Source organism: Myceligenerans pegani (assembly GCF_014892515.1).
GTDB classification, from domain to species: Bacteria; Actinomycetota; Actinomycetes; order Actinomycetales; family Cellulomonadaceae; genus Myceligenerans; species Myceligenerans pegani.
In genome coordinates this window covers 72,268-97,199 of sequence record NZ_JADBGR010000107.1, presented here as the reverse complement: position 1 = coordinate 97,199, position 24,932 = coordinate 72,268, and the positions used below count along the sequence as shown (strand labels likewise).

Genomic DNA, 24,932 nt, shown 5'->3' with positions numbered 1-24,932 from the left:
AAGCGGGATAACGGCGATTCGTGCTCTACCGGCCGAGATAGCTGGCGTCGCCGTTGCTCGTCTCGATCTCGACGGTGCGGTCGGCGTCCGGATCGGTCGCGCCCTCGACGGTCTCGGAACCGTTGCCGGTCGAGATCGTGAGCCGCACCGGCTCGCCGTCGCCCGTCACGGTGACGTCGCCGTTGCTCGTCGTCGCCCGCACGTCGCCGTCGAAGCCCTCGATCTCGATCCGGCCGTTGCTCGACCCGGCGGTGACGTCACCCGAGACGTCCGCGACGACGATCCGTCCGTTGCTCGTCACCGAGTCGAGCGATCCGGCGATCCGCACGGCCTCGATGCCGCCGTTCGACGTGTCCGCCGAGACGTCGCCCCCGGCGTCGTGCACGACGACGTCGCCGTTGCTGGAGCTGAGGACCTGACGCCCCGCGTTGCCCGACGACTCGACGTCGCCGTTGCTCGAGCCCACCTCGAGCGTCCCCGCGATCCCGGCGGCGATCACCTCGCCGTTCGAGGTGCGTACCACCACGTCGGTCCCGGCCGGCAGCGTCACGTCGAGCTCGCCGGAGCACCGGAACAGGCTCAGGAACGCCCGGCACTCGTGCGTGACGACCAGCCGGTCCGCGGTCTCACGGGAGGAGTAGCTCGGCCCCGTGAGACCGCTGTGCGCGATCGCCTCGACCTCCACGTCGCCCTCGGCGGCCCGCACGGCCACATCGCCGTCGGCCACCAGCTCGACCGTCCCGGCCGCGTCGTAGGACTGGTGGGAGCTCTCCGTCCGGGAGTTCGCCACGTCCGCGTAGAACAGCGCCCCACCCGCGGCCAGGACCAGCGCCCCGATCCCGCCGACCAGCGCCGCGACCCGCCCGGCGGAGCCGGCCGCGGGCTCCGCCGGCGGATAGGGAGCGGGCGGGGCGGGCCGGTCGTCTGCGCTGCTCATGGAGCCGAGCCTAGGCCTCCCGCCGCCCGCCGGGCACTGGGGGAGTCCCCTGAGCCGGGGTGGGGTTCTCCCTACTCCCGAGTTCACCGGCACGCACCATGGCCGCCCGCACACCGCGGGCCGCAGGCTGGGAACATGACCACCATGACCTCGCGCATCGGCTTCGGCACCGCGCCCTTCCGCACGCGGACCTGGGCCGAGTACGGCTACCTGTGGCTCGCGCTGCTCGTCGCCCCGTTCGGCCTGGCGTACATGCTGACCACGATCGCGCTCACCGCGGGACTCGCCGTCACCGTGGCCGGACTCTGGGTCGGCGGCGGCATGGTGGCGGGGGGACGCGGCTGGGGCGCCCTCCACCGCGGGCTCCTGCGGCAGACGCTCCGCACCGAGATCGCTGAGCCGCCTCCCTTCCGGCGCGGACGCGGGTTCTGGCGCGGCCTCGGATCCCTGCTGGGCGACAGCACCGGCTGGCGCGCGCTCCTGTTCCTGTTCGTCTCGTTCCCGGTCACGGTCATCGGATTCGTCGTGAGCACCGTGTTCGTCTGCACGGCGCTCGGCGCGATCACCTACCCGGCCTGGTACCGCTGGCTCCCGCCGCAGCAGGCGGGCGACGGCTCCTGGCACCGCGGCGCGTCGTTCGGCGACTGGTTCGTGGACACGCCCGACCGCATCGCCGTGGGCGTCGCCGCCGGCATCCTCGTGCTGTACCTGTGGCCGTGGGTGATGCGCCTGTTCACGATGCTGCTGCAGATCCTCGGCCAGGCCCTCCTCGGCCCGACCCGCGGCGCCCTGCGCGTCGCCGAGCTGCGTGCCTCCCGCGCCGGCGCCGTCGAGGGCGCCGACGCACGCCTCCGCCGCATCGAGCGCGACCTGCACGACGGCACCCAGGCCCGCCTCGTCGCCGTCGCCATGCAGGTCGACGAGGCGCGCGAGCACCTCGCCGACGGCGCGCCCGAGCTCGCGTCCGGCCTGCTCGACACCGCCCACGCGTCCGCGCTCGAGACCCTCGCCGAACTGCGGGAGATCGCGCGCGGCATCCACCCCGCCGCCCTCGACAGCGGACTCGCCGTGGCGCTCCGCACGCTCGCTGCCCGGGCGCCGCTGCCCGTCACCGTCGACATCGCGCCCGGCGTCGAACAACCCCGGCTCGCCCCCGCCGTCGAGTCCATCGCCTACTACACCGTCGCCGAGCTCGTCACCAACGCCGCCAAGCACGCCGCCGCGAACGCCGTCGCCGTGCGCGTGGAACGCGCGAACGGCACGCTGCGGCTCGAGGTGCGCGACGACGGGCGGGGCGGGGCCGTCGTCGTCGGCGACGGCGCCGGGGAACGGACCGGCCTGGCCGGCCTCATGGCACGGGTGCGCGCCATCGACGGCGCGTTCGACCTGGCCAGCCCCGCCGGAGGGCCTACGGTGGTGACCGTGACACTGCCGACCAGCACCCGCCCGTGACGCCCGGCCTGCGCGTCGTCATCGCCGAGGACTCCGTGATCCTGCGCGACGGACTGGCCGCCCTCCTCGCGCGCCGCGGCCACGAGGTCGTCGCGGCCGTGGCCGACGGGGACGCCCTCGTGGCGGAGGTGACGGCGCTCGCGGACGCCGGCGCGCCGCCGGAGGTGGTGGTGGCGGACGTGCGGATGCCGCCGTCGCACACCGACGAGGGGCTGCGGGCGGTGCTCGCGCTGCGGGAGCGGCTGCCGGGCCTGCCGGTGCTGCTGTTCTCCCAGTGGATCGAGACCACGTACGCGTCGCGGCTGCTGGAGGCGGACGCCCGCGGAGTGGGCTATCTGCTCAAGGACCGGGTGGCGGACGTACGGGACTTCACGTCGGCGCTGGCGCGGGTCGCGGCGGGGGAGACGGTGCTGGACCCGGAGGTGGTGACGCAGCTGCTGGGCGCGGCGCGCAGCGCGGCGGACCCGGGCCTGGCCCGCCTGACGCCGCGGGAGCGGGAGGTGCTGGGGCTGATGGCGCAGGGCCTGTCGAACGGGGCGATCGCGCAGGAGCTGGTGCTGTCGTACGGGGCGGTGGAGAAGAACGTCGCGGCGATCTTCACGAAGCTGGACCTGCCGCAGGACGCGACGGCCCACCGCCGTGTCCTCGCGGTCCTGCGTCACCTGGGCGCGGACGGGCCGGCCGCGTAGGCGCCACCGTCAGGGAACCTGCGCCGTGGCGTGGTCGTAGAAGACGAGCTCCAGGCCGAACTCCGCCAGGATCTCCGGGAGGTTGCGGATCACGTCGCGGTCCTTCTCCTTCTCGAGCTCGGGCAGGTCCTCCCACGGCACGCCGATCATCGGGTGCAGCCGCTTCGCGTCGTCGCGCACGGGGCCGTAGCGCCAGCCGAGGTCGATGCGCACCGCCTCCCACAGGTCGTGCTCGGCCTTGGCGAGGCGGTCCAGCATCGGGCCCGAGATCTCCGCGTCGGTGCCGCCGTCGCGCGGCGCGATCGTGCCGCCCACGCGCGCCAGGCGGTCCGGGAGGCCGACCACCCAGCCGCGGTTGGACTCGCGCAGGTCCTCGGTGAGGTCCTCCCACCGGCGCATCGCGGGCGTGCTCGCCCACACGACGCCGCGTTCGAGCTGGTTGCGCAGGTAGACGTGGTGCACGGCGCGCGCGAGCCGGTCGTACACGTCCTCGTGGATGCGCGGCTCGGGATAGCGGGTGTGCGCGAGCAGGTCGTGCACCACGACCGTCCGCAGGCGGCCGTCCAGGTCGTCCAGCACGCGGGCGCCGTCGCCGTCCAGCACGCCCCCGAGCCCCGCCAGGCGGTCGAGCACCAGCACGAGCGATCCCGGTGCCCCGTGCCACAGCCTCGTGTCCGTGAGCGCCGTGTACAGCGCGGCGTCCTCGTCGTCCGGGCACACGTAGATCCGGTCCGGCGCCGCCGAGTCCGGCAGCTCGGTCACGGGCAGCAGGTCGCACGCCTCCATGACGACGCCCCAGCGGTTGGTCAGCTCGGTGGCGACGGCGGGGGCGTCGTCGGCGACGAGCAGGATCGTCAGGCGGCTTCGCACGCCCGCCACCAGTTCCCACTCGCGGGCCAGCGCCACGACGAGGGCGCGGGCCAGGTCGCCCGATCCGATCACCGCCACCGCCGCCGCGGCGGCCAGCGCCTCGGCCTCGCGCGCGGCGAGGCTCTGGGCGGCCAGCGCGTCGAGCGTGAAGAAGTCGACGCCCGTCGACTCGCCCGCGAGGTGGCGTGCCTGCAGCGCGGCGGCCAGGTCCGGGTCGCCGACGTGCGCGTACAGCCGCCGCGGCCCGCGGCCGCGCTCGCGCACCGTGTTCGCGACGGAGGCGACGGTCAGCACGTTGACGCTCGGGTTGCCCGAGTCGTCGGCGCACGCGTACAGGACGGCCGCGCCTCGCAGGCCGGCGTCGTCCAGGTCGTCGTCGCCGTCCGCCCGCAGGACGGTGTGACCCCCGGTGCGGAGCGCGTCGGCCACGGCCACGGCCGCGTCGGTCCGCCCGACGACGATCGCGTGGCCCTTCGTCCGCCGCTCCCGCATGCGCCGCATGCGCTCGGCGAACAGCGCGCGGACCGCCTCGACGATCGCCCAGACCGCCGTCGCCGGGGCCACGAAACGGGCCACCTGGAGCTGCCACGACAGGGCGCCGCCGTCGCTCGCGGGGTCGGCGCCCAGCACGAAGAGCTGGAGGTCGTAGTAGAGGACGTCGAACCAGGTGCGGCCGGGGACGTCCGCGGTGTCGAGCGCGAAGCCCCAGCCCCCCAGCACGAGGGAGGTGGTGACCAGGCCGACGAAACCGATCCGTGTCCAGGGCAGGCGAGCGCGGGTCACGGAGGCACGCTACCCCAGGTCGTCAGCCCCGCCGGACCGTCAGCAGGCACGAGTCCACCCGTGGCGGCGGCCGGAACGCGCGGCGCGGCAGCGGGCGCCACGCGGTGACGCTCCACCGGGGCGTCCGGGCGTACCGCTCCGCGAGGCGCCGGGCGGCCTGGCGCTGTACCACCAGGTCGGCCCGCCGCAGTGCCGAGCCGCGCACCGTCAGCGCCCGCACCAGCGCCGTCGTGATCCCGTACGGCGGGCTCGCCACCACGCGGAACGGCCGCCGCGGCAGGCGTAGGTCGGCCAGGTCGATCTCCAGCACCCGGACGTCGTCGTCGGCGAACCGCTCCCGCAGGCGCCGTGCGCGGCCCGAATGCAGCTCGACGGCCAGCACGCGCGCCCCGGCGTCCACGAGCGGCCGGGTCAGTGCCCCGGTGCCCGCGCCCAGGTCCAGGACCAGCTCGCCGGGGCGGACACGGGCGTCGGCCACGACCCGGCGGGCGAACTCGTCAGTGAGCGGGTGCCATCCCCACTCGCGCCTCGACCGCTGCCCGGCCACGGCGCACCATCACCATGAACATGGCAGGCACGGTAACCAGGCCGCTCCGCCGGCCTCAACGGAATTTACCGGCCGCCGCGCACGTACGCCGCGATGCGGTCCAGGTCCGCCAGGCGTCCCAGGTGGCCGAGCTTGGCCGGGTTCACGACGCCGTGGGCGGCGGCGATCCGCGCCGAGCCGTCCGCCGTCGTGCCGATCTCGAAGGACAGCGTGCCGAGCACACCCCCGCCCAGGTCGTCGGAGGCCATGATGACCAGGCCCGGCGCGCCGTTGATGTCCTCCGGGACGTAGTACGCCAGGCCCGACATGCCGCGCCGGGTGAAGCCGGTGAGCAGCTTCGCGACGCGCTCGCGGCCCGACATCGGCTTGCTGATGGCGAACCCGGGCGGGACGTTGCCGCCGCCGTCGCCGGTGAAGACGACGTCGTCGGCGAGGACGTCGACGAACGCCTCGACCTTCCCCTCCTCGATCGCGGCGAGGAAGCGGCCCACGAGCCGGTTCGCCTCCTCCCGGTCCCGGCGGGCGTGCGTGCGGCCCAGGGCCTCGGACCGCTTCGCCTCGATCCGCCGCCGTGCCCGCGAGGCGAGCTGCCGGGCCGAGACGGCGGTCGTCCCGATGATCTCGGCGGCCTCGCCGTGCGGGTAGCCGAGCACGTCGTGCAGCAGGAACGCGGCCCGCTCGGTCGGCGTGAGCGTCTCGAGGACCACGAGGAAGGCGGTCGAGAGGTCGTCGGCGAGCTCGGCGTGCGCGGCGGCGTCGGGTGCGGGAGCGGCGTGCGCGACGGCGGTCGCGTCCATGAGCGGCTCCGGCAGCCACGGCCCCACGTACGTCTCGCGGCGGGCGCGCGCCGAGCGCAGCACGTTGATCGACAGCCGGGTGGTGACCGTGGTGACGAACGCGTCCGGGTTGCGCACGCCGCCCGGCTCGTCGGCCTGCTGGGCGACCTTGAGGAGCGCCTCCTGCACCACGTCCTCGGCCTCGGCCACGCTCCCGAGCATGCGGTAGGCCACCGCGAACGACAGCGGCCGGAGCCGGTCGAGGGCGTCGTCGTCGATGATGCGGGTCCCGGCGGTGTCCTCGGTCATGGGGCCATCCTCTCGTCCGTTCCCCGTCCGACAACCCGGCGGCCACGGATGTGACGGCGTTCGTGCCGGCGACGCCGAAAACGCTGGCCGCGGCGGGGCGACGCGGTTAGCGTCGGCGGCATGGTTCCTCAGGGGTGGATCCCGCACCGGCGGGAGGACGGAGAGCTGGTCGGCTGGATCCGGCCGGAGGGTGACGACTGGGTGGCGGTCTCGCTGCTGGGGAGGGACGTGTCGGGCGCCGTCGGCTGGGTCGAGGCCGAGGAGGTGCTCGACGAGCTCGGGCTGCGCTGGCTCGCGGAGATCTGGACGCTCGAGCGTCCGGGACAGGACCCGCTCCGGGTCCGGATCGTGGACGTGCGCCCGGGCCGCGTCGTCGTGCAGACGGACGACTTCGGCGCGGTCGACGCCGTCGTCGAGCGCGTCGAGCTCGGCTGGCCGGCGCCCGCGGAGCTGCGGCCGCGGCGGCCGGACGACCCGGTGGCGTTCGGCGCGGCGTAGCCGGGCGGTCGCGTACCCAGCTTCGTGCATATCGCTCATATCCGGCCTTGTCAATTACTGCCGTGGAGTCCGAGCTCCTGGCACATCGTTACGGTTCGGTCCCTGACATCGGGAAACGTCGACGGGATGAGGTGAGCGGACGTGCGGGTCGCGGTCGTGGGAGCAGGGTTCGCCGGGCTGGCGGTACTCAAGGTGTTGCGGGAGCTGGGCCACGAGGTGGTGGTCTTCGAGAAGGCGCCGGACGTGGGCGGTGTGTGGAGCCGCACGCGCCGGTACTCGGGGCTGACGACGCAGAACAACAAGGACACCTACACGTTCTCGGACCATCCGATGCCGGCGGAGTACCCGGAGTGGCCGTCCGGGGCGCAGGTGCAGGCGTACCTCGAGGCATACGTGCGGAAGTTCGGCCTCGGGCCCAGCCTGCGGCTGTCCACCGAAGTGGTCCGGACGGAACCGACCGACGCGGAGGACGGCTGGCTGGTCACGGTACGCCCGGCGGGCGGCTCGCTGCAGGCGCCGGAGCGGTTCGACCACCTGGTCGTCGCCAACGGGATCTTCTCCGACCCGGTGCTGCCGAAGTACGAGGGGTACTCCGACCTGGTGCGGCACGGCGGGCGGCTGCTGGCGCCCTCGCAGCTCAACGACATCACGGAGGGCGCGGGAAGGCACGTCCTGGTCGTGGGCTACGGCAAGTCGGCGTGCGACATCGCGACGTCGCTGGGGCCGATCGCGGCGAGCACGCGGGTGGTCGCCCGCAGCCTGCTGTGGAAGATGCCGAAGAAGATCGGCCGCGTGCTCAACTTCAAGTACCTCCTGCTCACGCGACTCGGTGAGGGACTGTTCCGCTACATCACGCCGGTCGGGATCGAGAACTTCCTGCACGGCCGGGGACGCCTCGTCACCCGCGCGATGATCGGCTCGATCGCCACGATCACCACCCGGCAGCTCACGCTGCGCAAGCTCGGCCTCGTGCCGCACGGCGTGTTCACCGACATCGCCCGGCAGTCCGTCTCGCTCGTCAGCGACCAGTTCTTCGAGCAGATCCGCAGCGGGAAGATCGTCGTGCACCGGGACACGGTGATCGAGCGGTTCGTCATCAGGGACGGGCGCCCGTACGCGAAGCTGTCGGACGGCCACATCGTCCCGGCGGACCTGGTCGTGTGCGGGACGGGGTGGCACCAGCGGGTGCCGTTCCTCGACCAGAAGATCCAGAAGCGGCTGCTCGACGACGACGGCAACTTCCACCTGTGGCGGCAGATCCTCCCGCACGACGTGCCGAACCTGACCTTCAACGGCTACAACTCGTCCTACTTCAGCCCGCTCAGCGCCGAGGCGGGAGCGCTCTGGATCGGCGCCCACCTGGCGGGGAAGGTGCCGCTGCCGCCGCTGGAGGAGCGGCGGGAGCTGGTGGAGGCGCGGCTGCGCTGGACCGAGGAGCGCACCCAGGGGCATCACGCGCGCGGGACGTGCGTCATCCCGTTCTCGATGCACAACGTCGACGAGACCCTCGACGACATCGACCTGAACGTCTCGCGGGGCGTCAAGGTCAAGCAGTGGCTCCTGCCGATCGACCCGTCGGTCTACGAGGGGTCGATCGGCCGGCTGAAGGAGCGGCTGGCGCGAGCGTGACCCCGGGCCGTCACACCAGGACCACCTTGCCCGTGGTACGGCGTTCCTCCAGCTCGCGGTGGGCGCGCGCGGCCTCCGCGAAGGGGACGCGGTGGGTGAGGACGCGCCACTCGCCCGACGCCGCCTTGGCCAGCGCCCGCTCCTGATAGGGACGCTGGTCGCTCATCGGCGGGGCGTCGGGGCCGACGGCGTACCGGACCTCGACCTCGGGGGCACCGGTGCCGGCCCCGGCCGCGTTCGTCGCGAACGCGTTCGGGCCGCCCGACGCCCAGCCGTGGACGACGAGCACGCCCCGCCCGCCGAGCAGGCGGGTGGCGGCGGTGCCCAGCGAGCCGCCGACGCCGTCGAGCACGAGGGTGGCGCCGTCCGTGGCGTCGAGCGAGCTGAGCGCCGCCCGGGCGGTCTCCTCCCAGCCCTCGGCGGAGTAGTCGACGAGCGCGATCCGGTCGGTCCCCGCGGTCACGGCCCGCAGGGCGCCGAGCTTGGACTCGCCGCCGGCGAGCGCGAGGACGCGGGCACCGGCCCGCAGCGCCTCCTGGACGAACAGCGTGCCGAGCCCGCCCGCGGCCGCCGTGACCACGACGACGTCCGCCGCGGAGATCGACGCGATGTCGAGCGTGTAGACCGCCATCCGGCCGGTGCCGATCATGGCGATCGCGTCGGCCGGCTCCATGGTGGCGCCGTCCGGCCCGGCGGGAACGCGGTGCAGCCGCTCCTCGTCGACCGCGACCTTCCTCGCGTACCCGCCGCCGTCGGGCCGCGGCCCGACGTGGGCGACGACGGCCGTGCCGATCCACGACGGCGCGACTCCCGGGCCGACGGCCGAGACGGTCCCGGCGACCTCACGTCCCGGGATGGCGGGGAGCCGGGGGAGGGGGAGCGGGCCCGCCTCGCCGGCGCGCAGCCTGGTGTCGACCAGGTGCACGCCGTGCGCGACGGCGTCGACGAGCACCTGGCCCGGGCCCGGCACCGGGTCCGGGGCCTGTGCGAGCTCGAGGTTCTCGGCGGGTCCGAAGTCGCGGAGGATGACGGCGTCCATGCGAGGAGTCTCGAACATCAACCGAGGTTGAGGTCAAGTGCCCCGCCGGGCCGCGTCGTCAGTCGCGGCGGCGCAGGAGGATGCCACGTACGAGGGCCGCCTGGCCGGCGTGCTGGGCGTCGTCGTCGAACACGCTGACCAGGCGGACGCCGAGGGTGACCGGCGGGTCCCAGGACGTGTCGACGACGCGGTCGAGGTCGCCGTCCGTGAGGCCGGAGACGTACTCGATGGTGCGCTCGTGGACGGCGTCGTGGTAGCCGGTCAGCAGGTCCGGGGTGGCGCGGACCGCGGCGACCTCCTCCCGGCGGTGGCCGTAGCCGGTGTCCCGGATCGGGAGCGGGAGGCCGAAGCGGTCCGCCCAGCCGTGGTGCGTCCAGGCCTGGTCGACGCCCGCGACGTCGGCCACGTGGTCGTCCTGCACCCGCGTGAGGTGCCAGACGAGCCAGGCGACGGAGTTCGCGTCGGGGTCGGCGCGCCACGCGAGCTCGTCCGGCGTCAGGCCCGCGACGGCGGCGTGCACCTCCTCGCGGATCCGGCCGAACGCGTCCACGAGCAGGTCCGCACCGTTCATGACCCTATGCTACGGGCGTCGAAAAAGGACGGGCGTCCGGCCGCGCGGGTGCCTAGGGTCGGGTTCCGTGAACGACGACGCGCAGCGCGACCAGCAGCCCCTGGACGACCCGGCCGACGGCCTGTTCGGCGAGACCGTCGCGGCCGGCTACGACTCCGACGACGGCGCCGAGTTCGACCCGGCCGTCGTCGCCCGCACGGTCGACGTGCTCCACGACCTGGCCGAGGGCGGCCCCGCCCTCGAACTCGCGATCGGCACCGGCCGGATCGCCGCCCCGCTCGCCGCGCGCGGCACGACCGTGCACGGCATCGAACTGAGCCGCGCCATGGCCCGCCGCATCGACGGCAAGCCGGGTGCCGAGCGGATCCACGTCACGATCGGCGACATGACCAGGACGCGCGCCGACGGCGACATCGCCCCCGGCGAGTTCGCCCTCGCCTACCTCGTGTTCAACACGATCAGCAACGTCACCACCCAGGACGGCCAGGTCGACGTGTTCCGCAACGCCGCCGCCCACCTGCGCCCCGGCGGACGGTTCCTCGTCGAGGTCGGCGTGCCCGGCCTGCGGCGCCTGCCGCCCGGCCAGGACACCGTCCCGTTCGCCGTGGAGACCACGGGCGAGGGGCTGACCTCCGGATACGTCGGCTTCGACCAGTACGACGTCGCCACGCAGCGGTTCCGCTCCGTCCACGTGCGCGTGTCCGACGACGGCGCCGGGCGCGTCTACTCCGTTCCCTTCCGCTACGCCTGGCCGGCCGAGATGGACCTGATGGCGCGCATCGCCGGGATGCGGCTCGTCGACCGCTGGGCGGACTGGGACGGCTCGCCGTTCACGGCCGACAGCGAGAAGCACGTCTCCGTCTGGCAGAAGGATTGACGCGCCGGGGCGGCGTCCGGAGGACGCAATCCTCGCGGGTGCGGGGACACATTCCGGGTATGAACAGACACCGCGGCGTCTCAGCCGTTCTCGTCGTCATCCTCCCCGGAGTCCTGGCCGCGGGGTGCGCCGGCGGTGCGCAGAGTGTTCCTCCGCCCGCGTCGGCACCGGAGCCCACCGTGACGACCACGCACGACGTGATCGGTCGCGAGGGCGGGCCGTCCCCGTTCCGCGTCGTGTACGACGGCCAGGAACTGGAGCTCGGCCCGCACACGTACTGCTACACGACCGAGTGCGTGGACGGGTTCGACTCGGATCCGCCGTCCGTCGGGTCGCCGTCGGCGATCCACGTGCAGGTCACGGCTGAGGGCCTGGACGGGTTCGACGTGCTGGCCACCGACGATGTCGAGGCCGACGGCATGATCGAGGAGGACGGGGACTGGACGAGCCTCCCGGCCGAACGGCAGGAGGACGGCTGGTGGCTGGTCACTCCGGAGCTGCCCGCCGGCGAGTACCGGGTGATGCTGACGGCCCGGGGCGACGGCACCGGCGACATGGTTGCCGACCTGTGGTGGGAGGTCGCGGCCGACGCCGGGTGATGCGGCCGGCCGATCGCCGAGCCGTCGGCCCGACGTCGAGAGGTCGGCCGCCCGGACAGCCGATCGACCCCTCGACAACCGGTCTCGTCAGCGGGTGCCGGCCGCGGCTCGTGCCGGTTCGTTCGCGCTCCGGGTCCGGGGGACGGGCCGGACCGGGCCGCCGCGACGGGATCGCGAGCCCCACAGCACCCCCGCGATCACCAGGGCCGCTCCGACCAGCTGCAGCACGCCGAGCTGCTCGCCCAGCACGAGCGCCGACGCGCTCAGCCCCACCACCGGCACGAGCATGGAGAAGGGCGCCACCATCCCCGCCGGGTGCCGGCCCATCAGCCACGTCCAGATCCCCGACCCGACGAGCGTGCCGATCACCACCGTGTACGCGAGTCCGACGAGCGCCGGGAGCAGCTCGGGTCCGGGCGAGAAGGACCGGGCGATCGCCGCCGGGCCCTCGACGGCCAGCGACAGCAGCGCCATCGGTACGGGCGGGACCACGGACATCCAGAGCGTGACGTGCAGCGGGTTCGGCCGCTGCGCGGCCCCGGCCATCGCGCGGGCGTTGGACACGTTCCCGATCGCCCAGCCGAACCCGGCGGCGAGCACGAGGAGGAACGGGCCGAACGCGGCGGCCTGCGCCTGCTGCCAGCCGACCACGGCGAGCCCCGCCGTGGCCACGCCGAGCCCGGCGAGCTGACGGGCCGAGACGCGCTCGCGGAACACCGTCGCGCCCAGCAGCACCGTGAACGGTGCCGACGACTGCAGGACGAGCGAGGCCAGGCCGGTCGGGAAGCCGGCCGCCATGCCCCAGTACAGGAACAGGAACTGGAGTGTGCCGAACCCGAGGCCGTAGCCGATCAGCCACTTCACCGGGACCGGTGGCCGGGGGACGAGGAGGAGCGTGGGGACGGCCACGACCGCGAAGCGGAGCGCGACGAGCAGGAACGGCGGGAACTGCTGCAGGGAGGCGTTGATCGCGATGAAGTTCAGTCCCCACATCAGGGCGACCGAGAAAGCCAGCAGGCGGTGGGTGAGCGGCATGACCCGAGTCTGCGGCCGGACTGCTCTGTAGGACAAGTGAAACTTGCTACATCTCTCTGTAGGCTGCCTTCATGGAATTGAGTCGTGTCGACCCGCGGCACCTGGACCTGTTGCGCGAACTCGCGGACCGCGGGTCGGTGACCGCCGTCGCGGCGGCGACGTTCCGCACGCCGTCCGCGGTGTCGCAGCAGCTCCGCACGGCACAGCGGGAACTCGGCGGCGTGCGGCTCGTCGAGGCGGACGGCAGGGGGGTGCGGCTCACCGAGGCCGGCCGGCTCCTGGCGGACGGCGGGCGCGACGTCGCCCGGGCGGTCGCGCGGGTCCAGGCGCGGTGGGACGCGTACGTGGGTGCGCCGTCGGGCACGGTCACGGTGGCGATGCTGGCGAGCGCGGCGGCCGTCCTGCTGCCGGGGGTGCTGGAGCGGCTGGCCGGGACGGACGTCCTGCTGGAGTGCACCGACGTGGACGTGGCCGAGACGACGTACGCGGAGCTGGTGACGGACCACGACATCGTGGTCGGGCACAGCTTCACCTCCGAGGTGCCCGAGGGCGCCGGGCACCTCACCACGGTCGCCCTGCTGCGGGAGCCGCTGGACATCGCGATGCGCGTGGGGCATCCGCTGGCGGTGCGGCGGGAGGTCACCCCGGTGGAGCTGGCGGGCTGCGAGTGGTACGGCGTGCCGGCCGGCTACCCGTTCGACAGCCTGCGCCTCGCTGTGGAGACGGCCGCGGGCCTGCCGCTGACGGTGGTGCAGCGCCTGCGCGACAACCGCCTCATCGAGGCCCTCGTCGCGGCGGGCGACCGGGTGGCCGTGCTGCCGCGGTACACGACGTCGGACCCGCGGCTCGTGCTCCGCCCGGTGGCGGGAATCGCCGCGGGCCGGCACATCGTGGCGATGGCGCGCCCGGACCGGGCCGAACGCCTGGCGGTCCGCACCGTCCTCGACGCGTTCCGCGAGGTGGGCCGCTCGGTCGCCTGACGGCCCGCCTGCTCAGCCGTGTTTCCAGGTGGCGATCGCCCGCTCGATCGCCTTGCGGTCGCGGGCGCGGATTCCGTCGATCAGCTCGAACGGTGGCTCGTCCTTCTTCGGGGCGCGGCGCCAGGTGCCGACCAGGCGCCCGTCCAGCAGGACCGCCGGGCGGAAGACACCGTTCGTGAACGGGACGACGGTCCGCATCGCCTCCTTCGAGGCCACGAGGCCGCGATCCTGGTAGCCGAGCACGATCTCGTCGAAACCCGGTACGAGCGCCACCCCCGCGGCCTCGGCATCGGGCTCGGCCGCCCCGCTCGCCATGAGCATCGCCCTGCCCTCGACCTCGACCTCCTGGAGAGCCGGGATCTCCGCGACCGTGGCGCGGACGGGTGTCTTCGGGAGCCCGAGCCACCAGGCGAGGTCGTCGACGGTGGCCGGTCCGCGCGTGGCGAAGTAGGCGCGGGCGATGCGGTGCAGGTCCCCGCGGGGCTCCCCGGACCGGTCGACGGCGTGCGCACCGGCCGTGGCGACCATGAGCTGCTGCGTCCCCGCGAACGGTCCCCAGTGCAGCAGGCCGTCCAGCGCGAGCATCACGATGAGGTGGTAGCCCCGCTGCCCCTGGGTGGGCACACCTTCCTGCTGCCAGAGATCCATCAACGTGGCGCGCGACACGGCGCCGTCGGCCAGCGCCTCCCGCGCCACGGCCGCAGCCCGCCGCACGACGTCGTCGTCCAGACCTTCGTCGGCGTGGACCTTGCGCAGTTTGCGCCGCACGCGTTCGCCCGTCAGCGAGAGCAGCGCCGCCAGGTCCCGGGGCGTCGTGGCGAAGAGCGTGCCGCGCTGCGTCCAGCCGCGCACGAGCTCGCCGGAGTCGAACGCGGCGCGGACGTCGTCGAGCGTCGTACCGGGACGGCACCGGATCGCGATGGCCCGCAGGACCGCCGGGAGATCCTGCCCCTGCAGCGCGACCATCCGCCGCACCACCTCGGCCGGAGACAGGTCGCGGCGCGCCACCAGCCCCTGCGCGCGCAACCGGAGCCGCCGGGCGGCGTCGGGGGAGAGAACCACGGGTGAGGACATGACCGAAGGCTATGCCGGGTGTCGGACATCGACGACAGGCGCAGCAGGCGGATGGCGGGTGCGGCGGCAACGGGGGGTCGGACCGCCGCACCCTTACCCGTCACCACGAGTGAGGGCCCGGAACCGTTGGGGCCCGCGGAGCGGCACGTCGCGGGGAATGTCAGTGCCCCGGCATAGCGTTGCCGCGTGACCATGAACAACTCCTCGCGCGGCATGGGCCAGGGCAGCACCATGCGCGCCTTCATGCAGGACCGCGCGGTGGCGCGTCACCGGCTGGGCCGCGGCACGGTCCGGCGCATCCTCGCGTTCGCCCGCCCCTACCGCGGGCAGCTCGCGATCTTCGCGATCCTCCTCGTGCTCGACGCCGCCGCGGGCACCGCCGTCCCGCTGCTGTTCCGCTACCTGATCGACGACGGCATCGCCGCCGGCGACTCCGGCCTCGTCGTCGCCCTCGCCGCGGGCGCGGCGGGGCTCGCGCTCGTGAGCGCCGGACTCGCCGTCGCGGAACGCTGGGTCTCCGCCCGGATCGGCGAGGGACTCATCGTCGACCTGCGCACCGCCGTGTTCGGCCACGTGCAGCGCATGCCGCTCGCGTTCTTCGCCCGCACGCGCACCGGCGCGCTCGTCCAGCGCCTCAACGGCGACGTGCTCGGCGCCCAGCAGGCGTTCACCTCCACCCTGCAGACCGTCGTGTCCAACGCGCTGACCGTCGTGTTCACGCTCGCCGCCATGTTCGCCATGTCCTGGCAGCTCACCCTCCTCGCCCTGCTGGTCACGCCGCTGTTCGTGCTGCCCGCCCGCTGGTTCGGGCGCCGCCTCGCCGACTACACCCACCGCACCTACGAGCTCAGCGCCGACGTCGGCCAGCTCATGAACGAGCGCTTCAACGTCGCGGGCGCCCACCTCGCCAAGGTCTTCGGCGACCCGGCCCGCGAGGCCGCCGAGTACGCCCGCCCGGTCGAGGCGCTGCGCGAGATCGGCGTCCGGCGCGCGCTCCTGGGCACCTGGTTCCGCGTCGGACTCACCACGATGGCCTCCCTCGCGATCGCTGTCGTCTACGGACTCGGCGGCCTCCAGGCCATCGCCGGCACCCTCACCGTCGGCGTCGTCGTCGCCATGGCCGCCTACCTGAACCGGCTCTACGGCCCCCTCACCGCCATGGCGAACGTGCAGGTCGACATCATGACCGCACTCGTCAGCTTCGAACGCGTCCTCGAGGTCCTCGACCTCGAGCCCACCGTCACCGACGCCGACGACGCCACCGACCTCCGCGACGCCGTCGCCCGGCACGGCGTGAGCATCACCCTCGACCGCGTCACGTTCCGGTACCCGAAGGCCGACGAGGTCGGGCTCGCCTCCCTCGAGGCCGTCGCCGCCCCCGCCCAGGAGCCGGCGTCGGACACGCTGCGCGATCTCACCTTCACCGTCCCGGCCGGCGCCATGGTCGCGCTCGTGGGCCGCTCCGGCGCCGGCAAGAGCACCACCGGTCACCTGGTCACGCGCATGTACGACCCGACGTCCGGCAGCGTGGCGATCGCCGGCCAGGACCTGCGGGGCGTCACGCTCGCCTCCCTGCGGGCCACGGTCGGCGTCGTCTCCCAGGAGGCCCACCTCTTCCACGACACCGTCGCCGCCAACCTCCGCTACGCCCGGCCCGACGCCACCGACGCCGACCTCGAACAGGCGATGCGCCGCGCCCGCATCTGGAACCTCGTGTCCCGGCTCCCGCAGGGCATCGAGACCGTCGTCGGCGACCGCGGCTACCGCCTCTCCGGCGGCGAGCGCCAGCGTCTCGCCATCGCGCGGCTCCTGCTCAAGGCTCCCGACGTCGTCATCCTCGACGAGGCCACGGCCCACCTCGACTCCGCCTCGGAGGCCGCCGTCCAGGCCGCGCTCGACGAGGCGCTCGCGGGCCGTACCTCACTGGTCATCGCGCACCGCCTCTCCACGGTCCGCGGCGCGAACCTCGTGGTGGTGCTCGACGACGGGCGCGTCGCCGAGCAGGGCACGCACGCCGAGCTCCTGGCCGCGGGCGGGCTGTACGCGGACCTGTACCGGACCCAGTTCGCGCCCGCGACCGACGGCGCGGCCTGACCACCCGGCAGCCGCCGACCACGCGAGTCGCGCGCTCAGGCAGGCATGAGCTCGCCCACCGGGACCGGCACGGCGAGGGTGTTGCCGGCCTGTGCGAGCGGGCAGGCCCAGGCCGGGTCGTACGCGCAGGACGGGTTGTACGCGAAGTTGAGGTCCAGGACCAGGCGGTCGCCGTCGTCGCCGGGCTCTCCGAGCCACGCACCCTTGATCGTGTCCACGAGGTACCGCCCGCCGCCGTACGTCCCGCCGGGCCGCCCCGCGAGGGCGTCCTTCACCGGGACGAACAGCCCGCCGCCGTACGAGGCGAGCCGCCACACGTCCAGCGATCCGGCGCCCGGCAACTCGACGGCCCCGAGCAGCTCGAAGGGGACGACGCCGTCCGTGCCGGTGGGCACCTCCAGCCGCCTCGGCTCACGAGCGGGAACGATCCGCGTCTCGAAGCGCCACGCCGGGTCGTACGGTGCCACGCGCAGCCCGGTGAACCCCGTGCGGTCCGCGTCCAGGAGCGGTGACGCGGGATGCGTGGCGAACAGCTCGTCCCGCCCGGCGACCCAGGCGGCGTGCGCCTCGGCGGGATCCGCGCCCGCCCGCGCGCGGACGTCGTCGTACAGGGCGAAGACGCGCCGCCGCCAGTCGGCGACGGCCAGCGCGCGGCCGGGGGCGGTGTGCGGGTCGGAGCCGGTCATGGCCCCACCGTAGGCGGAGACGGCTCGGAGGGGACGGCCGCGCGTGGACGGAGGATCGAGGAGACGGGGCAGGAGTGTCCGAGTCGAGGGATACGGTGACGGCCATGGAACGAGACGTGCTCGGGGCGATCATCGGGTCGGAGCGGCAGGCGATCGCGGAGGATCTGCGGCACCTGACGGATGAGGACTGGATCCAGGAGTCGCTGTGCGCGGGATGGTCCGTCGAGGACGTCGTGGCGCACCTCGGGTCCGCGATGACCATCGGGGCTGCCGGCTGGATCCGCAGCATCGTGCGTGCCGGCTTCCGGCCCGCCGTGCACAACCGCAGGCAGTTGGAACGGTTCCGGGGCTCCACGCCGCAGGACACGCTGCGCCGGTTCGCGGCGCTCGGGTCCGCGGGCGGCGAGCCCGTGCGCATGCCGACCAGGAACCCCGTCCCCTGGCTGGGGGAGATCGTCGTGCACGGAGAGGATATTCGCCGTCCCCTCGGCATCGAGCACACGTACTCGGACGTGGGTCTGACCCGGGTGGCGGAGTTCTTCGCGGGTCGTGACTACGCGGTGAACAGCCGGTCCCAGATCAAAGGGCTGCGCCTGCGGGCGACCGACGCGGCGTTCGCCGCGAACGACGACCCCGCCCTGCCTCTGGTGGAAGGTCCGTTGCTGGGGCTCGTCATGGTGATGGCAGGCCGTGGCGCCTACCTCCGCGGACTCGCCGGTGCCGGAGTGCCGGAACTGGCGCGGCGCCTGGGCGGGGATCGGGCCCGGCCGCAGCGGGAGGGGCGAGGTCCGGGATCCGCGGCCTAGGATCCATCGGGTGAGCGCTTCGGGCCGGAGGAACCACCAGATCGCCGTGCTCGTGCTGGAGGGCGCCAAGCCGCTCGACGTCGGCATCCCGGCCCAGGTGTTCTCCCACCGGCCGGGCATGCCGTACGAGGTGCGGGTGTGCGGCGCGGCGCCCGGCCTGGTCACGGGTGGCGACGGGCTCTCGTACCACGTGGCCGAGGGGCTCGACGCCCTCGAACGCGCCGACACCGTCTTCGTCCCCGGCTACCGGACACCGGCCGACGCCGACCCGCCCGCCGTCGTCGTCGACGCGCTCAAGAACGCCCATGCCCGCGGGGCGCGGCTCGCGGCGATCTCGACCGGCGCGTTCGCGCTCGCGGCGACCGGGCTGCTCGACGGCAAGCGGGCGACCACCCACTGGCACTACACGCGGGCGCTCGGCGAGCGGTACCCGCGCGTGCAGGTGGACGGGAACGTGCTGTTCGTGGACGAGGGCGAGGTGCTCACCTCGGCGGGAGCGGCGTCGGGCATCGACCTGTGCCTGCACCTGGTGCGGCGCGATCACGGCGTCGGGCTCTCCAACGATGTCGCCCGGCGGCTGGTGGCGGCGCCCTACCGCAGCGGGGGACAGGCGCAGTACGTGCCGCGCAGCGTGCCCGAGCCGCTCGGCGACCTGTTCGCCGAGACCCGGGAGTGGGCCCTGGAGCACCTGGCCGAGCCGCTGACCCTCGAGACGCTCGCCCGCAACGCGCGGGTCTCGGCGCGCACCTTCTCGCGGCGCTTCGCGGAGGACACCGGGTACACGCCGATGCAGTGGGTGCTCCGCGCCCGCGTGGACCTGGCGCGCGAGCTGCTGGAACGCACCGACCTGGGGGTCGAGCAGGTCGCGCACCGGGTCGGGCTCGGCACGGCCGCGAACCTGCGCCTGCACTTCCAACGGATCCTCGGCACCTCCCCGACGGAGTACCGGCACACGTTCTCGGCATGATCGTGGCGAGATCCTTGCGGCGCATGGCGCAATGTCCGGCGGGATCCTTGCGCACCATGGCGTTCGAGCCACTTTCGGCCTCCCTCCGGGCCGCCGAGCATGGAGGCGACGAAAGGAAGGCTTCATGACCCGCATCGCCATCAACGGCTTCGGCCGCATCGGCCGCAACACCCTGCGTGCCCTCCTCGAGCGCGACAGCGACCTCGACGTGGTCGCGATCAACGACCTCACGGCCCCGGACGACCTCGCTCACCTGCTCCGGTACGACAGCGCGCTCGGCCGCCTGAACCGCCCGGTGGAGGTGGACGGCGCGGAGCTCGTGGTCGACGGCCGCCGCCTCCGCGTCCTCGGGGAGCGCGAGCCCGGCAAGCTCCCGTGGGCGGAGCTCGGCGTCGACATCGTGCTGGAATCCACCGGACGGTTCACCTCGGCGGACGCCGCCCGCGCGCACCTCGACGCGGGCGCGCGACGCGTGCTGGTGAGCGCCCCGTCCGCCGGCGCCGACGTCACGCTCGCCTACGGCGTGAACACGGGCGCGTACGACCCGGACCGGCACGTGATCGTCTCGAACGCGTCGTGCACGACGAACGCGCTGGCGCCCCTGGCGGCCGTGCTGGACGATCTGGCCGGGATCGAGCACGGCTTCATGACCACGGTGCACGCCTACACCCAGGAGCAGAACCTGCAGGACGGCCCGCACCGCGACCTGCGCCGGGCCCGCGCCGCGGCCGTGAACATCGCGCCCACCACGACGGGCGCGGCCAAGGCGATCGGACTGGTGCTGCCGAAGCTCGACGGCAAGCTGTCCGGCGACTCCATCCGCGTCCCCGTCCCGGTGGGCTCCCTCGTGGAGCTCAACACGACGGTGTCCCGCGAGGTCACGCGCGACGACGTGCTCGCCGCCTACCGCACCGCGGCCGAGGGCCGGCTCCAGGGCATCCTGGACTACTCGGACGAGCCGCTGGTCTCCAGCGACATCACCGGCCAGCCGGCCTCGGCGGTCTTCGACGCGGCCCTGGTGCGCGCCGACGGCAGGCATGTCAAGGTCGTGGCCTGGTACGACAACGAGTGGGGCTTCTCGAACCGCGTGATCGACACGCTGGAGCTGCTGGCACGCGGCTGACCGTCGAGGGAGGTGCCCAGGTACTGCGACCCGGGTACCTCCCCTCCCGCCGTATCGGGTACCCCGGTCAGACGCGCTCGCGCCGGCGCCTTCCTAGCGTGGCGGGCATGATCACGGCGGAGCACCTGACGAAGAGATACGGCGAGAAGCGGGCCGTGGAGGACCTGTCCTTCGCGGTCCGTCCCGGGGCGGTCACCGGCTTCCTGGGGCCGAACGGGGCGGGGAAGTCGACCACGATGCGGATGCTCGTGGGACTCGACAGCCCCACCAGCGGCAGGATCACGATCGACGGCACGCTGTACCGCGACCTGCCCGACCCGCTGCGCCACGTCGGCGTGGTGCTGGACGCCCGGGCCGTCCACCCCGGGCGCAGCGCGTACCACCACCTGCTGGCCGTCGCCCGGACGCACGGCATCCCCGACTCCCGGGTGGCGGAGGTGCTCGACCTGGTGGGCCTGAGCGCGGTCGCCCGCCGGCGCGCGGGCGGCTTCTCGCTCGGCATGAGCCAGCGCCTCGGGGTGGCGACCGCCCTGCTCGGCGATCCCCAGGTCCTGGTGCTCGACGAACCGGTCAACGGGCTCGACCCGGACGGCGTCCTGTGGATCCGCCGGCTGCTCGCAGGCCTGGCCCGCGAGGGACGGACGGTGTTCCTCTCCTCGCACCTGATGAGTGAGCTCTCCCTGATCGCCGACGATCTCGTGGTGATCGGCCAGGGCCGGCTGCTGGCCGCGGGCACCGCACAGGAGTTCGTCGCGCGTGCCGGCGCCGGAACCGTCCGTGTGGTGTCCCCGCAGAGCGCCGACCTCGCCACGGCGCTGCAGGGACCGGGCGTCACGGTCACGTCGATCGACGGCGCGACGCTCGAGGTCCACGGGCTCGACGCGCGCGACGTCGGCAGGATCGCCGCCGACCACGGCGTCGTCCTCTTCGAGCTGCTCTCCCGCAGCCTCACCCTGGAGGAGGCGTTCATGCGGATCACGCGGAACGCCCTGGAGTACCGCACGCCGCAGGAGGCCGCACGATGACCGGGGCGCGCATCAGCGCCCGCGGCCTGCTCGCGTCGGAGTGGACGAAGTTGTGGTCGGTGCGATCCCTGTGGCTCACGCTCGCCGCGGCCTTCGCGCTCACGATCGGGTTGTGCGCCTACATGATCGTCGACGGCGAGATGCTCGGCAGCGAGGAGGCCCAGGACATCCCGTTCGGCTGGACCGCCATCTACCCGGTGGGCATGCTCGTCCTCGTGGTGTTCGGGGTGCTCGGCGTCACCGGCGAGTACAGCAGCGGCTCCATCCGTACCACGATGGTGGCCGCGCCCCGCCGCACCGGGGTGCTGCTGGCGAAGGCGGCCGTCGCCACGGGAGTCGCCGCGGTGCTCGGCGTCTGCACCTCAGTCCTGCTCCACGGGCTGCTGCAGCTCGCCGGCACCGTTCCGGCGGCGCGCGGGGTGTCCCTGTTCGACCCCGACATGTTCTGGGGCGTGCTCGGCGGCACGCTCGTGCTCCCGTACGGTGCTCTCCTCGGGATCGTGCTGGGCAGCCTGGTCCGCAACGCGGCCGCCGCCATCTGCCTCTACTTCGGCGTGTTCCAGATGGGGCCGCAGATCCTCCCGGCCTTCCTGCCGGACTCGCTCGCCGGCGTGCTGGACTACATGCCCCTGGCCGCGCTCGACGTGCTGCGGGCCGGCGGCCTGACCTCCGAGCCCTACGGAGCGGGAACGGCCGCGTTCGTCGCCGCCGCCTGGATCGGCGTGCTGGGCGGCGCGTCGTGGTGGCTCCTGAGGAGCCGCGACGTCTGACACGTCGTGTGACGATGAGGCCCGTGGACACGACCGGACCGCTGCGGCGGGTGCGCGCGTTCGACCGGCGCCACCCGCTGTCCTGGGACGTGGCCCTGGCGTGCGGGGTCGGGTCGGTCTCCGCGAACGCGAGCGGCGACCTGCACCCGCCCGGCGTCGCCCTGCTGGTCGTCGTCCACGGCGCGCTGGTCCTGCGGAGGCGGAGGCCCCTGCCCGCGCTGGTCGCCGCGGCGTCGGCGGTCGTGGTCGGCGCCGTCGCCGCGGTGCTCACCGGGACCGCCGTGCCGTGGGCGTACCTCGCCGTCTGGGTGCTGCTGTTCCATGTCGGCCTGCGGGACGGCGGCCTGCGTGAACGCGCGCGGTTCGCCGTCGTCGGCCTGGTCGTCGGCCTCGTCACCCTGACGAGCGCCGTCAGCCCTGCGGGCGCCGGTGCGAGCGGCGCGATCGACACGGAGGAGCGGGTGCGCGCGTCGGTCGCCGTCCTGGCGATGTGCGCCGCGTCGTTCCTCCTGGGCCTGCAGATCCGCGGCCGGCGCGAGCAACTGGCGGCGCAGCGCGAGGAGGCGGCGCGCGCCGCCGTCGTCGCGGAGCGGTCGAGGATCGCCCAGGAGATGCACGACATCATCGGGCACAACCTCTCGGTCATCACCTCGCTGGCCACCGGGGGAGCGGTGGCCGTCAGGAACGCCCCCGACGACGCCGCGGCGGCGTTCGACGCGATCGGCGCGGTCAGCAGGTCCTCGGTGCGGGACGTGCGGCGCGTCCTGGCCGTGCTGCGGCACGACCGCAGCGCGGAGGGCGCAGCGCTCAGCCCTCAGCCCGGGCTGCGCGAGATCCCTGAACTGGTCGAGGCCGTCCGCGCCGCGGGGCTGCCGGTGACCCTGAGCCGCGTGGGCTCCCTGCGGCAACTCTCGGCGGGCCGGCAGCTCGCGGTCCACCGGATCGTCCAGGAGTCGCTGACGAACGTTCTGCGCCACGCCGCCGCGGGCAGCCGGGTCGGCGTCGCCATCCGGCGCGACGGCGCGGACGTCGTGGTCAGGGTGGACGACGTCGGCCCCGCGGGAGCGGACCCCGGCGGCCGCACACCGGCCGGGGTCCCCGGCCAGGGCATTCTCGGGATGCGGGAACGCGCCGAGACGTACGGCGGGACCCTGGAGGCCGGGCCCGTGCGAGGCGGATGGAGCGTCGTGGCGCGCATCGGCGCCGACGGGAACGACGGCGAGAGCGAGGAACCGCGACGATGACCGGTGCCGGGACGACGACCAGGGTGCTCATCGCGGACGACCAGGCGCTGCAGCGCCTGGGCACCGCGATGTTCCTCGGTGGTCAGGACGGCATCGCCGTCGTCGGCGAGGCGGCCGACGGGTACGAGGCGGTCGAGCACACCGAGCGGCTGCGGCCCGACGTCGTGCTGATGGACATCCGCATGCCCCGTCTGGACGGCATCGCCGCCACCCGTCGCATCGTCGCGGCCAAGCACGACCCCGGCACCGGCCCCTGGGTCCTGCTCCTGACGACGTTCGACGTCGACGAGTACGTCCTGGCCGGCCTGGAGGCCGGCGCCAGCGGATTCCTCACCAAGGACGCCGAGCCCGCCGACCTGCTCTCCGCGATCCGGGCCGTGGCGGCCGGCGACGCCGTCATCGCGCCCAGCGCCACCCGGCGACTGCTGGGCCGGCTCGCCGCCCGCACGGCGGACGCGCCCGCCACGGCCTCCGGCGAACGGCTGCGCGCGCAGGCCGCCGTCGGCCGCCTCACGGACCGGGAGCGGGAGATCCTCGTCGCCATCGGGTCCGGGATGACCAACACCGAGATCGGCCGCGAGCTCCTGCTGGCCGAGTCGACCGTGAAGAACTACGTCGGGCGGATCTTCACGAAGATCGGCGCCCGGGACCGCGTCCACGCGGTGATCACGGCGTTCCGCGCGGGCCTGGTCCGCGCGGACTGACCGCGCCGGCGTCTCCTCCGGAGGAACGTGCCGTCGCGGCGAGCGAGCCGAGCAGGGCGAGCGCCTCGCCGCTGGGGGAGCCGGGTTCGGCGTGGTAGACGACGAGCGCCTGGCCGGGACTCGACCGCACGTCGAAGGTCTGCATCGTCAGCGTCAGCGGTCCGACGGCGGGATGCCGGAAGCGCTTGGCCTCCAGCGTCTTGCCGCGGGCGTCGTGGCCGGTCCACAGGCGCGCGAACGCGGGGCTCGCGTCGAGCAGCTCGGCGAGCACGTGCTGGACCCGCGGGTCGTCGGGGGCCTCGCCGTACCCGAGCCGGAACCCCGCCACGGAGTTGCGGGCGACGTCGTACCAGTCCTGGTAGAACGTCCGCGCGGTCGGGTCGGTGAACACGACGTGCATCAGGTTGCGCGAATGGGCCCAGTCGTGGAACAGCGCGTCCCCGATCACGTTGGACGCCAGCACGTCGTAGGCGCGGTTGTAGACGACGGCGGGGTTGCCGGGCCAGGCGTCCATGAGCTGCAGCAGGCTGGGGTCGACCCGGTCGGGTACCGCGGCCGGGCGGGCCCGCGGGCTCAGCCCGGCCAGCCGGAACAGATGCCGGCGACCGTCCTCGTCCAGCCGCAGCGCGCTCGACAACGCGTCGGCGACCTGTGCCGACGGGTTGCGCTCACGGCCCTGCTCGAGCCGCACGTAGTAGTCGACGCTCACCCCGACCAGCAGCGCGACCTCCTCCCGCCGCAGGCCCGGGACGCGCCGTGACCCGTACGAGGGGAGGTTCACCTCGTCCGGCCGGATCGCGGCGCGGCGGGCGCGGAGGTAGTCGCCGAGCTCGGAGGAAGCCATGTCG

The 24,932-nt window shown here is 74.0% G+C and carries 25 protein-coding genes; 15 read left to right on the top strand and 10 right to left on the bottom strand.

The window, feature by feature from the left end:
• Positions 1 to 25: 25 nt before the first annotated feature.
• Positions 26 to 937 (bottom strand): DUF4097 family beta strand repeat-containing protein, encoded by a 912-nt coding sequence (locus IIE03_RS21235; protein WP_192864764.1) that lies wholly within the window; start codon positions 935 to 937, stop codon positions 26 to 28.
• A 135-nt stretch (positions 938 to 1,072) separates the two neighbouring features.
• On the opposite strand from IIE03_RS21235, the gene IIE03_RS21230 reads away from it, so the two are divergent.
• The gene (locus IIE03_RS21230) at positions 1,073 to 2,389 is read left to right on the top strand and encodes a sensor histidine kinase (RefSeq protein WP_192864763.1); all 1,317 of its coding nucleotides are present in this window, start codon (positions 1,073 to 1,075) and stop codon (positions 2,387 to 2,389) included.
• An 8-nt stretch (positions 2,390 to 2,397) separates the two neighbouring features.
• Positions 2,398 to 3,078 carry a response regulator gene (locus IIE03_RS21225; RefSeq protein WP_192865064.1) on the top strand — a complete coding sequence of 227 codons (681 nt, stop codon included), beginning with the start codon at positions 2,398 to 2,400 and terminating at the stop codon, positions 3,076 to 3,078.
• A 9-nt stretch (positions 3,079 to 3,087) separates the two neighbouring features.
• Here IIE03_RS21225 and IIE03_RS26925 read toward each other — a convergent pair whose 3' ends face one another.
• The 3 genes from IIE03_RS26925 to IIE03_RS21210 all read right to left on the bottom strand — a co-directional run bounded on the left by IIE03_RS26925 (position 3,088) and on the right by IIE03_RS21210 (position 6,363).
• Positions 3,088 to 4,731: a RyR domain-containing protein gene (locus IIE03_RS26925; RefSeq protein ID WP_192864762.1), complete on the bottom strand. Its 1,644-nt coding sequence runs from the start codon at positions 4,729 to 4,731 to the stop codon at positions 3,088 to 3,090.
• Positions 4,732 to 4,753: 22 nt separating this feature from the next.
• A complete protein-coding gene (locus IIE03_RS21215; protein ID WP_192864761.1) occupies positions 4,754 to 5,278 on the bottom strand; it encodes an rRNA adenine N-6-methyltransferase family protein in 525 nt (174 codons plus the stop codon).
• 65 nt (positions 5,279 to 5,343) lie between these two features.
• Positions 5,344 to 6,363 carry a sigma-70 family RNA polymerase sigma factor gene (locus tag IIE03_RS21210; protein WP_192864760.1) on the bottom strand — a complete coding sequence of 340 codons (1,020 nt, stop codon included), beginning with the start codon at positions 6,361 to 6,363 and terminating at the stop codon, positions 5,344 to 5,346.
• 120 nt (positions 6,364 to 6,483) lie between these two features.
• Between IIE03_RS21210 and IIE03_RS21205 the strand changes: the two genes are divergently transcribed.
• Positions 6,484 to 6,861, top strand: a complete 378-nt coding sequence (locus IIE03_RS21205; RefSeq protein WP_192864759.1) for a hypothetical protein — start codon at positions 6,484 to 6,486, stop codon at positions 6,859 to 6,861.
• Between the two features lie 141 nt (positions 6,862 to 7,002).
• Positions 7,003 to 8,490 (top strand): flavin-containing monooxygenase, encoded by a 1,488-nt coding sequence (locus IIE03_RS21200; RefSeq protein WP_192864758.1) that lies wholly within the window; start codon positions 7,003 to 7,005, stop codon positions 8,488 to 8,490.
• 10 nt (positions 8,491 to 8,500) lie between these two features.
• Here the strand turns inward: IIE03_RS21200 and IIE03_RS21195 are convergent, their stop codons facing one another.
• Complete coding sequence (locus tag IIE03_RS21195; protein ID WP_225998129.1) at positions 8,501 to 9,547, bottom strand: alcohol dehydrogenase catalytic domain-containing protein; 1,047 nt, start codon at positions 9,545 to 9,547, stop codon at positions 8,501 to 8,503.
• 40 nt (positions 9,548 to 9,587) lie between these two features.
• Complete coding sequence (locus IIE03_RS21190; RefSeq protein WP_192864757.1) at positions 9,588 to 10,100, bottom strand: mycothiol transferase; 513 nt, start codon at positions 10,098 to 10,100, stop codon at positions 9,588 to 9,590.
• A gap of 67 nt (positions 10,101 to 10,167) precedes the next feature.
• Between IIE03_RS21190 and IIE03_RS21185 the strand changes: the two genes are divergently transcribed.
• Together IIE03_RS21185 and IIE03_RS21180 are read left to right on the top strand one after the other, a co-directional pair.
• A complete protein-coding gene (locus IIE03_RS21185) occupies positions 10,168 to 10,977 on the top strand; it encodes a class I SAM-dependent methyltransferase (RefSeq protein ID WP_318843113.1) in 810 nt (269 codons plus the stop codon).
• Positions 10,978 to 11,036: 59 nt separating this feature from the next.
• Entirely contained in the window at positions 11,037 to 11,576 is a 540-nt protein-coding gene (locus IIE03_RS21180) for a hypothetical protein (protein ID WP_192864755.1), read from the top strand.
• Between the two features lie 87 nt (positions 11,577 to 11,663).
• Here IIE03_RS21180 and IIE03_RS21175 read toward each other — a convergent pair whose 3' ends face one another.
• On the bottom strand, positions 11,664 to 12,611 hold the full coding sequence (locus IIE03_RS21175; protein ID WP_192864754.1) for an EamA family transporter: 948 nt from the start codon (positions 12,609 to 12,611) through the stop codon (positions 11,664 to 11,666).
• Positions 12,612 to 12,682: 71 nt separating this feature from the next.
• Here IIE03_RS21175 and IIE03_RS21170 point away from each other — a divergent pair, with 71 nt between their 5' ends.
• Positions 12,683 to 13,591 (top strand): LysR family transcriptional regulator, encoded by a 909-nt coding sequence (locus tag IIE03_RS21170; protein ID WP_192864753.1) that lies wholly within the window; start codon positions 12,683 to 12,685, stop codon positions 13,589 to 13,591.
• A 12-nt stretch (positions 13,592 to 13,603) separates the two neighbouring features.
• Here IIE03_RS21170 and IIE03_RS21165 read toward each other — a convergent pair whose 3' ends face one another.
• Positions 13,604 to 14,665 (bottom strand): winged helix DNA-binding domain-containing protein, encoded by a 1,062-nt coding sequence (locus tag IIE03_RS21165; RefSeq protein WP_192864752.1) that lies wholly within the window; start codon positions 14,663 to 14,665, stop codon positions 13,604 to 13,606.
• Positions 14,666 to 14,857: 192 nt separating this feature from the next.
• On the opposite strand from IIE03_RS21165, the gene IIE03_RS21160 reads away from it, so the two are divergent.
• The gene (locus tag IIE03_RS21160) at positions 14,858 to 16,759 is read left to right on the top strand and encodes an ABC transporter ATP-binding protein (protein ID WP_225998164.1); all 1,902 of its coding nucleotides are present in this window, start codon (positions 14,858 to 14,860) and stop codon (positions 16,757 to 16,759) included.
• 35 nt (positions 16,760 to 16,794) lie between these two features.
• Here IIE03_RS21160 and IIE03_RS21155 read toward each other — a convergent pair whose 3' ends face one another.
• A complete protein-coding gene (locus IIE03_RS21155; protein WP_192864751.1) occupies positions 16,795 to 17,445 on the bottom strand; it encodes a DUF1684 domain-containing protein in 651 nt (216 codons plus the stop codon).
• 104 nt (positions 17,446 to 17,549) lie between these two features.
• On the opposite strand from IIE03_RS21155, the gene IIE03_RS21150 reads away from it, so the two are divergent.
• The 7 genes from IIE03_RS21150 (at position 17,550) to IIE03_RS21120 (ending at position 24,084) form a co-directional block, all read left to right on the top strand.
• Complete coding sequence (locus IIE03_RS21150) at positions 17,550 to 18,251, top strand: maleylpyruvate isomerase family mycothiol-dependent enzyme (RefSeq protein ID WP_192864750.1); 702 nt, start codon at positions 17,550 to 17,552, stop codon at positions 18,249 to 18,251.
• A gap of 10 nt (positions 18,252 to 18,261) precedes the next feature.
• On the top strand, positions 18,262 to 19,218 hold the full coding sequence (locus IIE03_RS21145; protein WP_192864749.1) for a GlxA family transcriptional regulator: 957 nt from the start codon (positions 18,262 to 18,264) through the stop codon (positions 19,216 to 19,218).
• A gap of 124 nt (positions 19,219 to 19,342) precedes the next feature.
• Positions 19,343 to 20,341, top strand: coding sequence for a type I glyceraldehyde-3-phosphate dehydrogenase (gene gap, locus IIE03_RS21140; protein WP_192864748.1), 999 nt, complete (start codon positions 19,343 to 19,345; stop codon positions 20,339 to 20,341).
• A gap of 107 nt (positions 20,342 to 20,448) precedes the next feature.
• Positions 20,449 to 21,366 carry an ABC transporter ATP-binding protein gene (locus IIE03_RS21135; protein ID WP_192864747.1) on the top strand — a complete coding sequence of 306 codons (918 nt, stop codon included), beginning with the start codon at positions 20,449 to 20,451 and terminating at the stop codon, positions 21,364 to 21,366.
• Positions 21,363 to 22,136 (top strand): ABC transporter permease, encoded by a 774-nt coding sequence (locus tag IIE03_RS21130; protein ID WP_192864746.1) that lies wholly within the window; start codon positions 21,363 to 21,365, stop codon positions 22,134 to 22,136. The genes IIE03_RS21135 and IIE03_RS21130 overlap by 4 nt, the downstream gene beginning before the upstream one ends.
• 23 nt (positions 22,137 to 22,159) lie before the next feature.
• Positions 22,160 to 23,380: a histidine kinase gene (locus IIE03_RS26920; protein WP_192864745.1), complete on the top strand. Its 1,221-nt coding sequence runs from the start codon at positions 22,160 to 22,162 to the stop codon at positions 23,378 to 23,380.
• Positions 23,377 to 24,084 (top strand): response regulator, encoded by a 708-nt coding sequence (locus IIE03_RS21120; protein ID WP_192864744.1) that lies wholly within the window; start codon positions 23,377 to 23,379, stop codon positions 24,082 to 24,084. The genes IIE03_RS26920 and IIE03_RS21120 overlap by 4 nt, the downstream gene beginning before the upstream one ends.
• On the opposite strand, the gene IIE03_RS21115 is transcribed toward IIE03_RS21120, so the two are convergent.
• A complete protein-coding gene (locus tag IIE03_RS21115) occupies positions 24,047 to 24,928 on the bottom strand; it encodes a helix-turn-helix transcriptional regulator (protein WP_192864743.1) in 882 nt (293 codons plus the stop codon). The two genes, IIE03_RS21120 and IIE03_RS21115, sit on opposite strands and share 38 nt — an antisense overlap.
• Between the last annotated feature and the right edge of the window lie 4 nt (positions 24,929 to 24,932).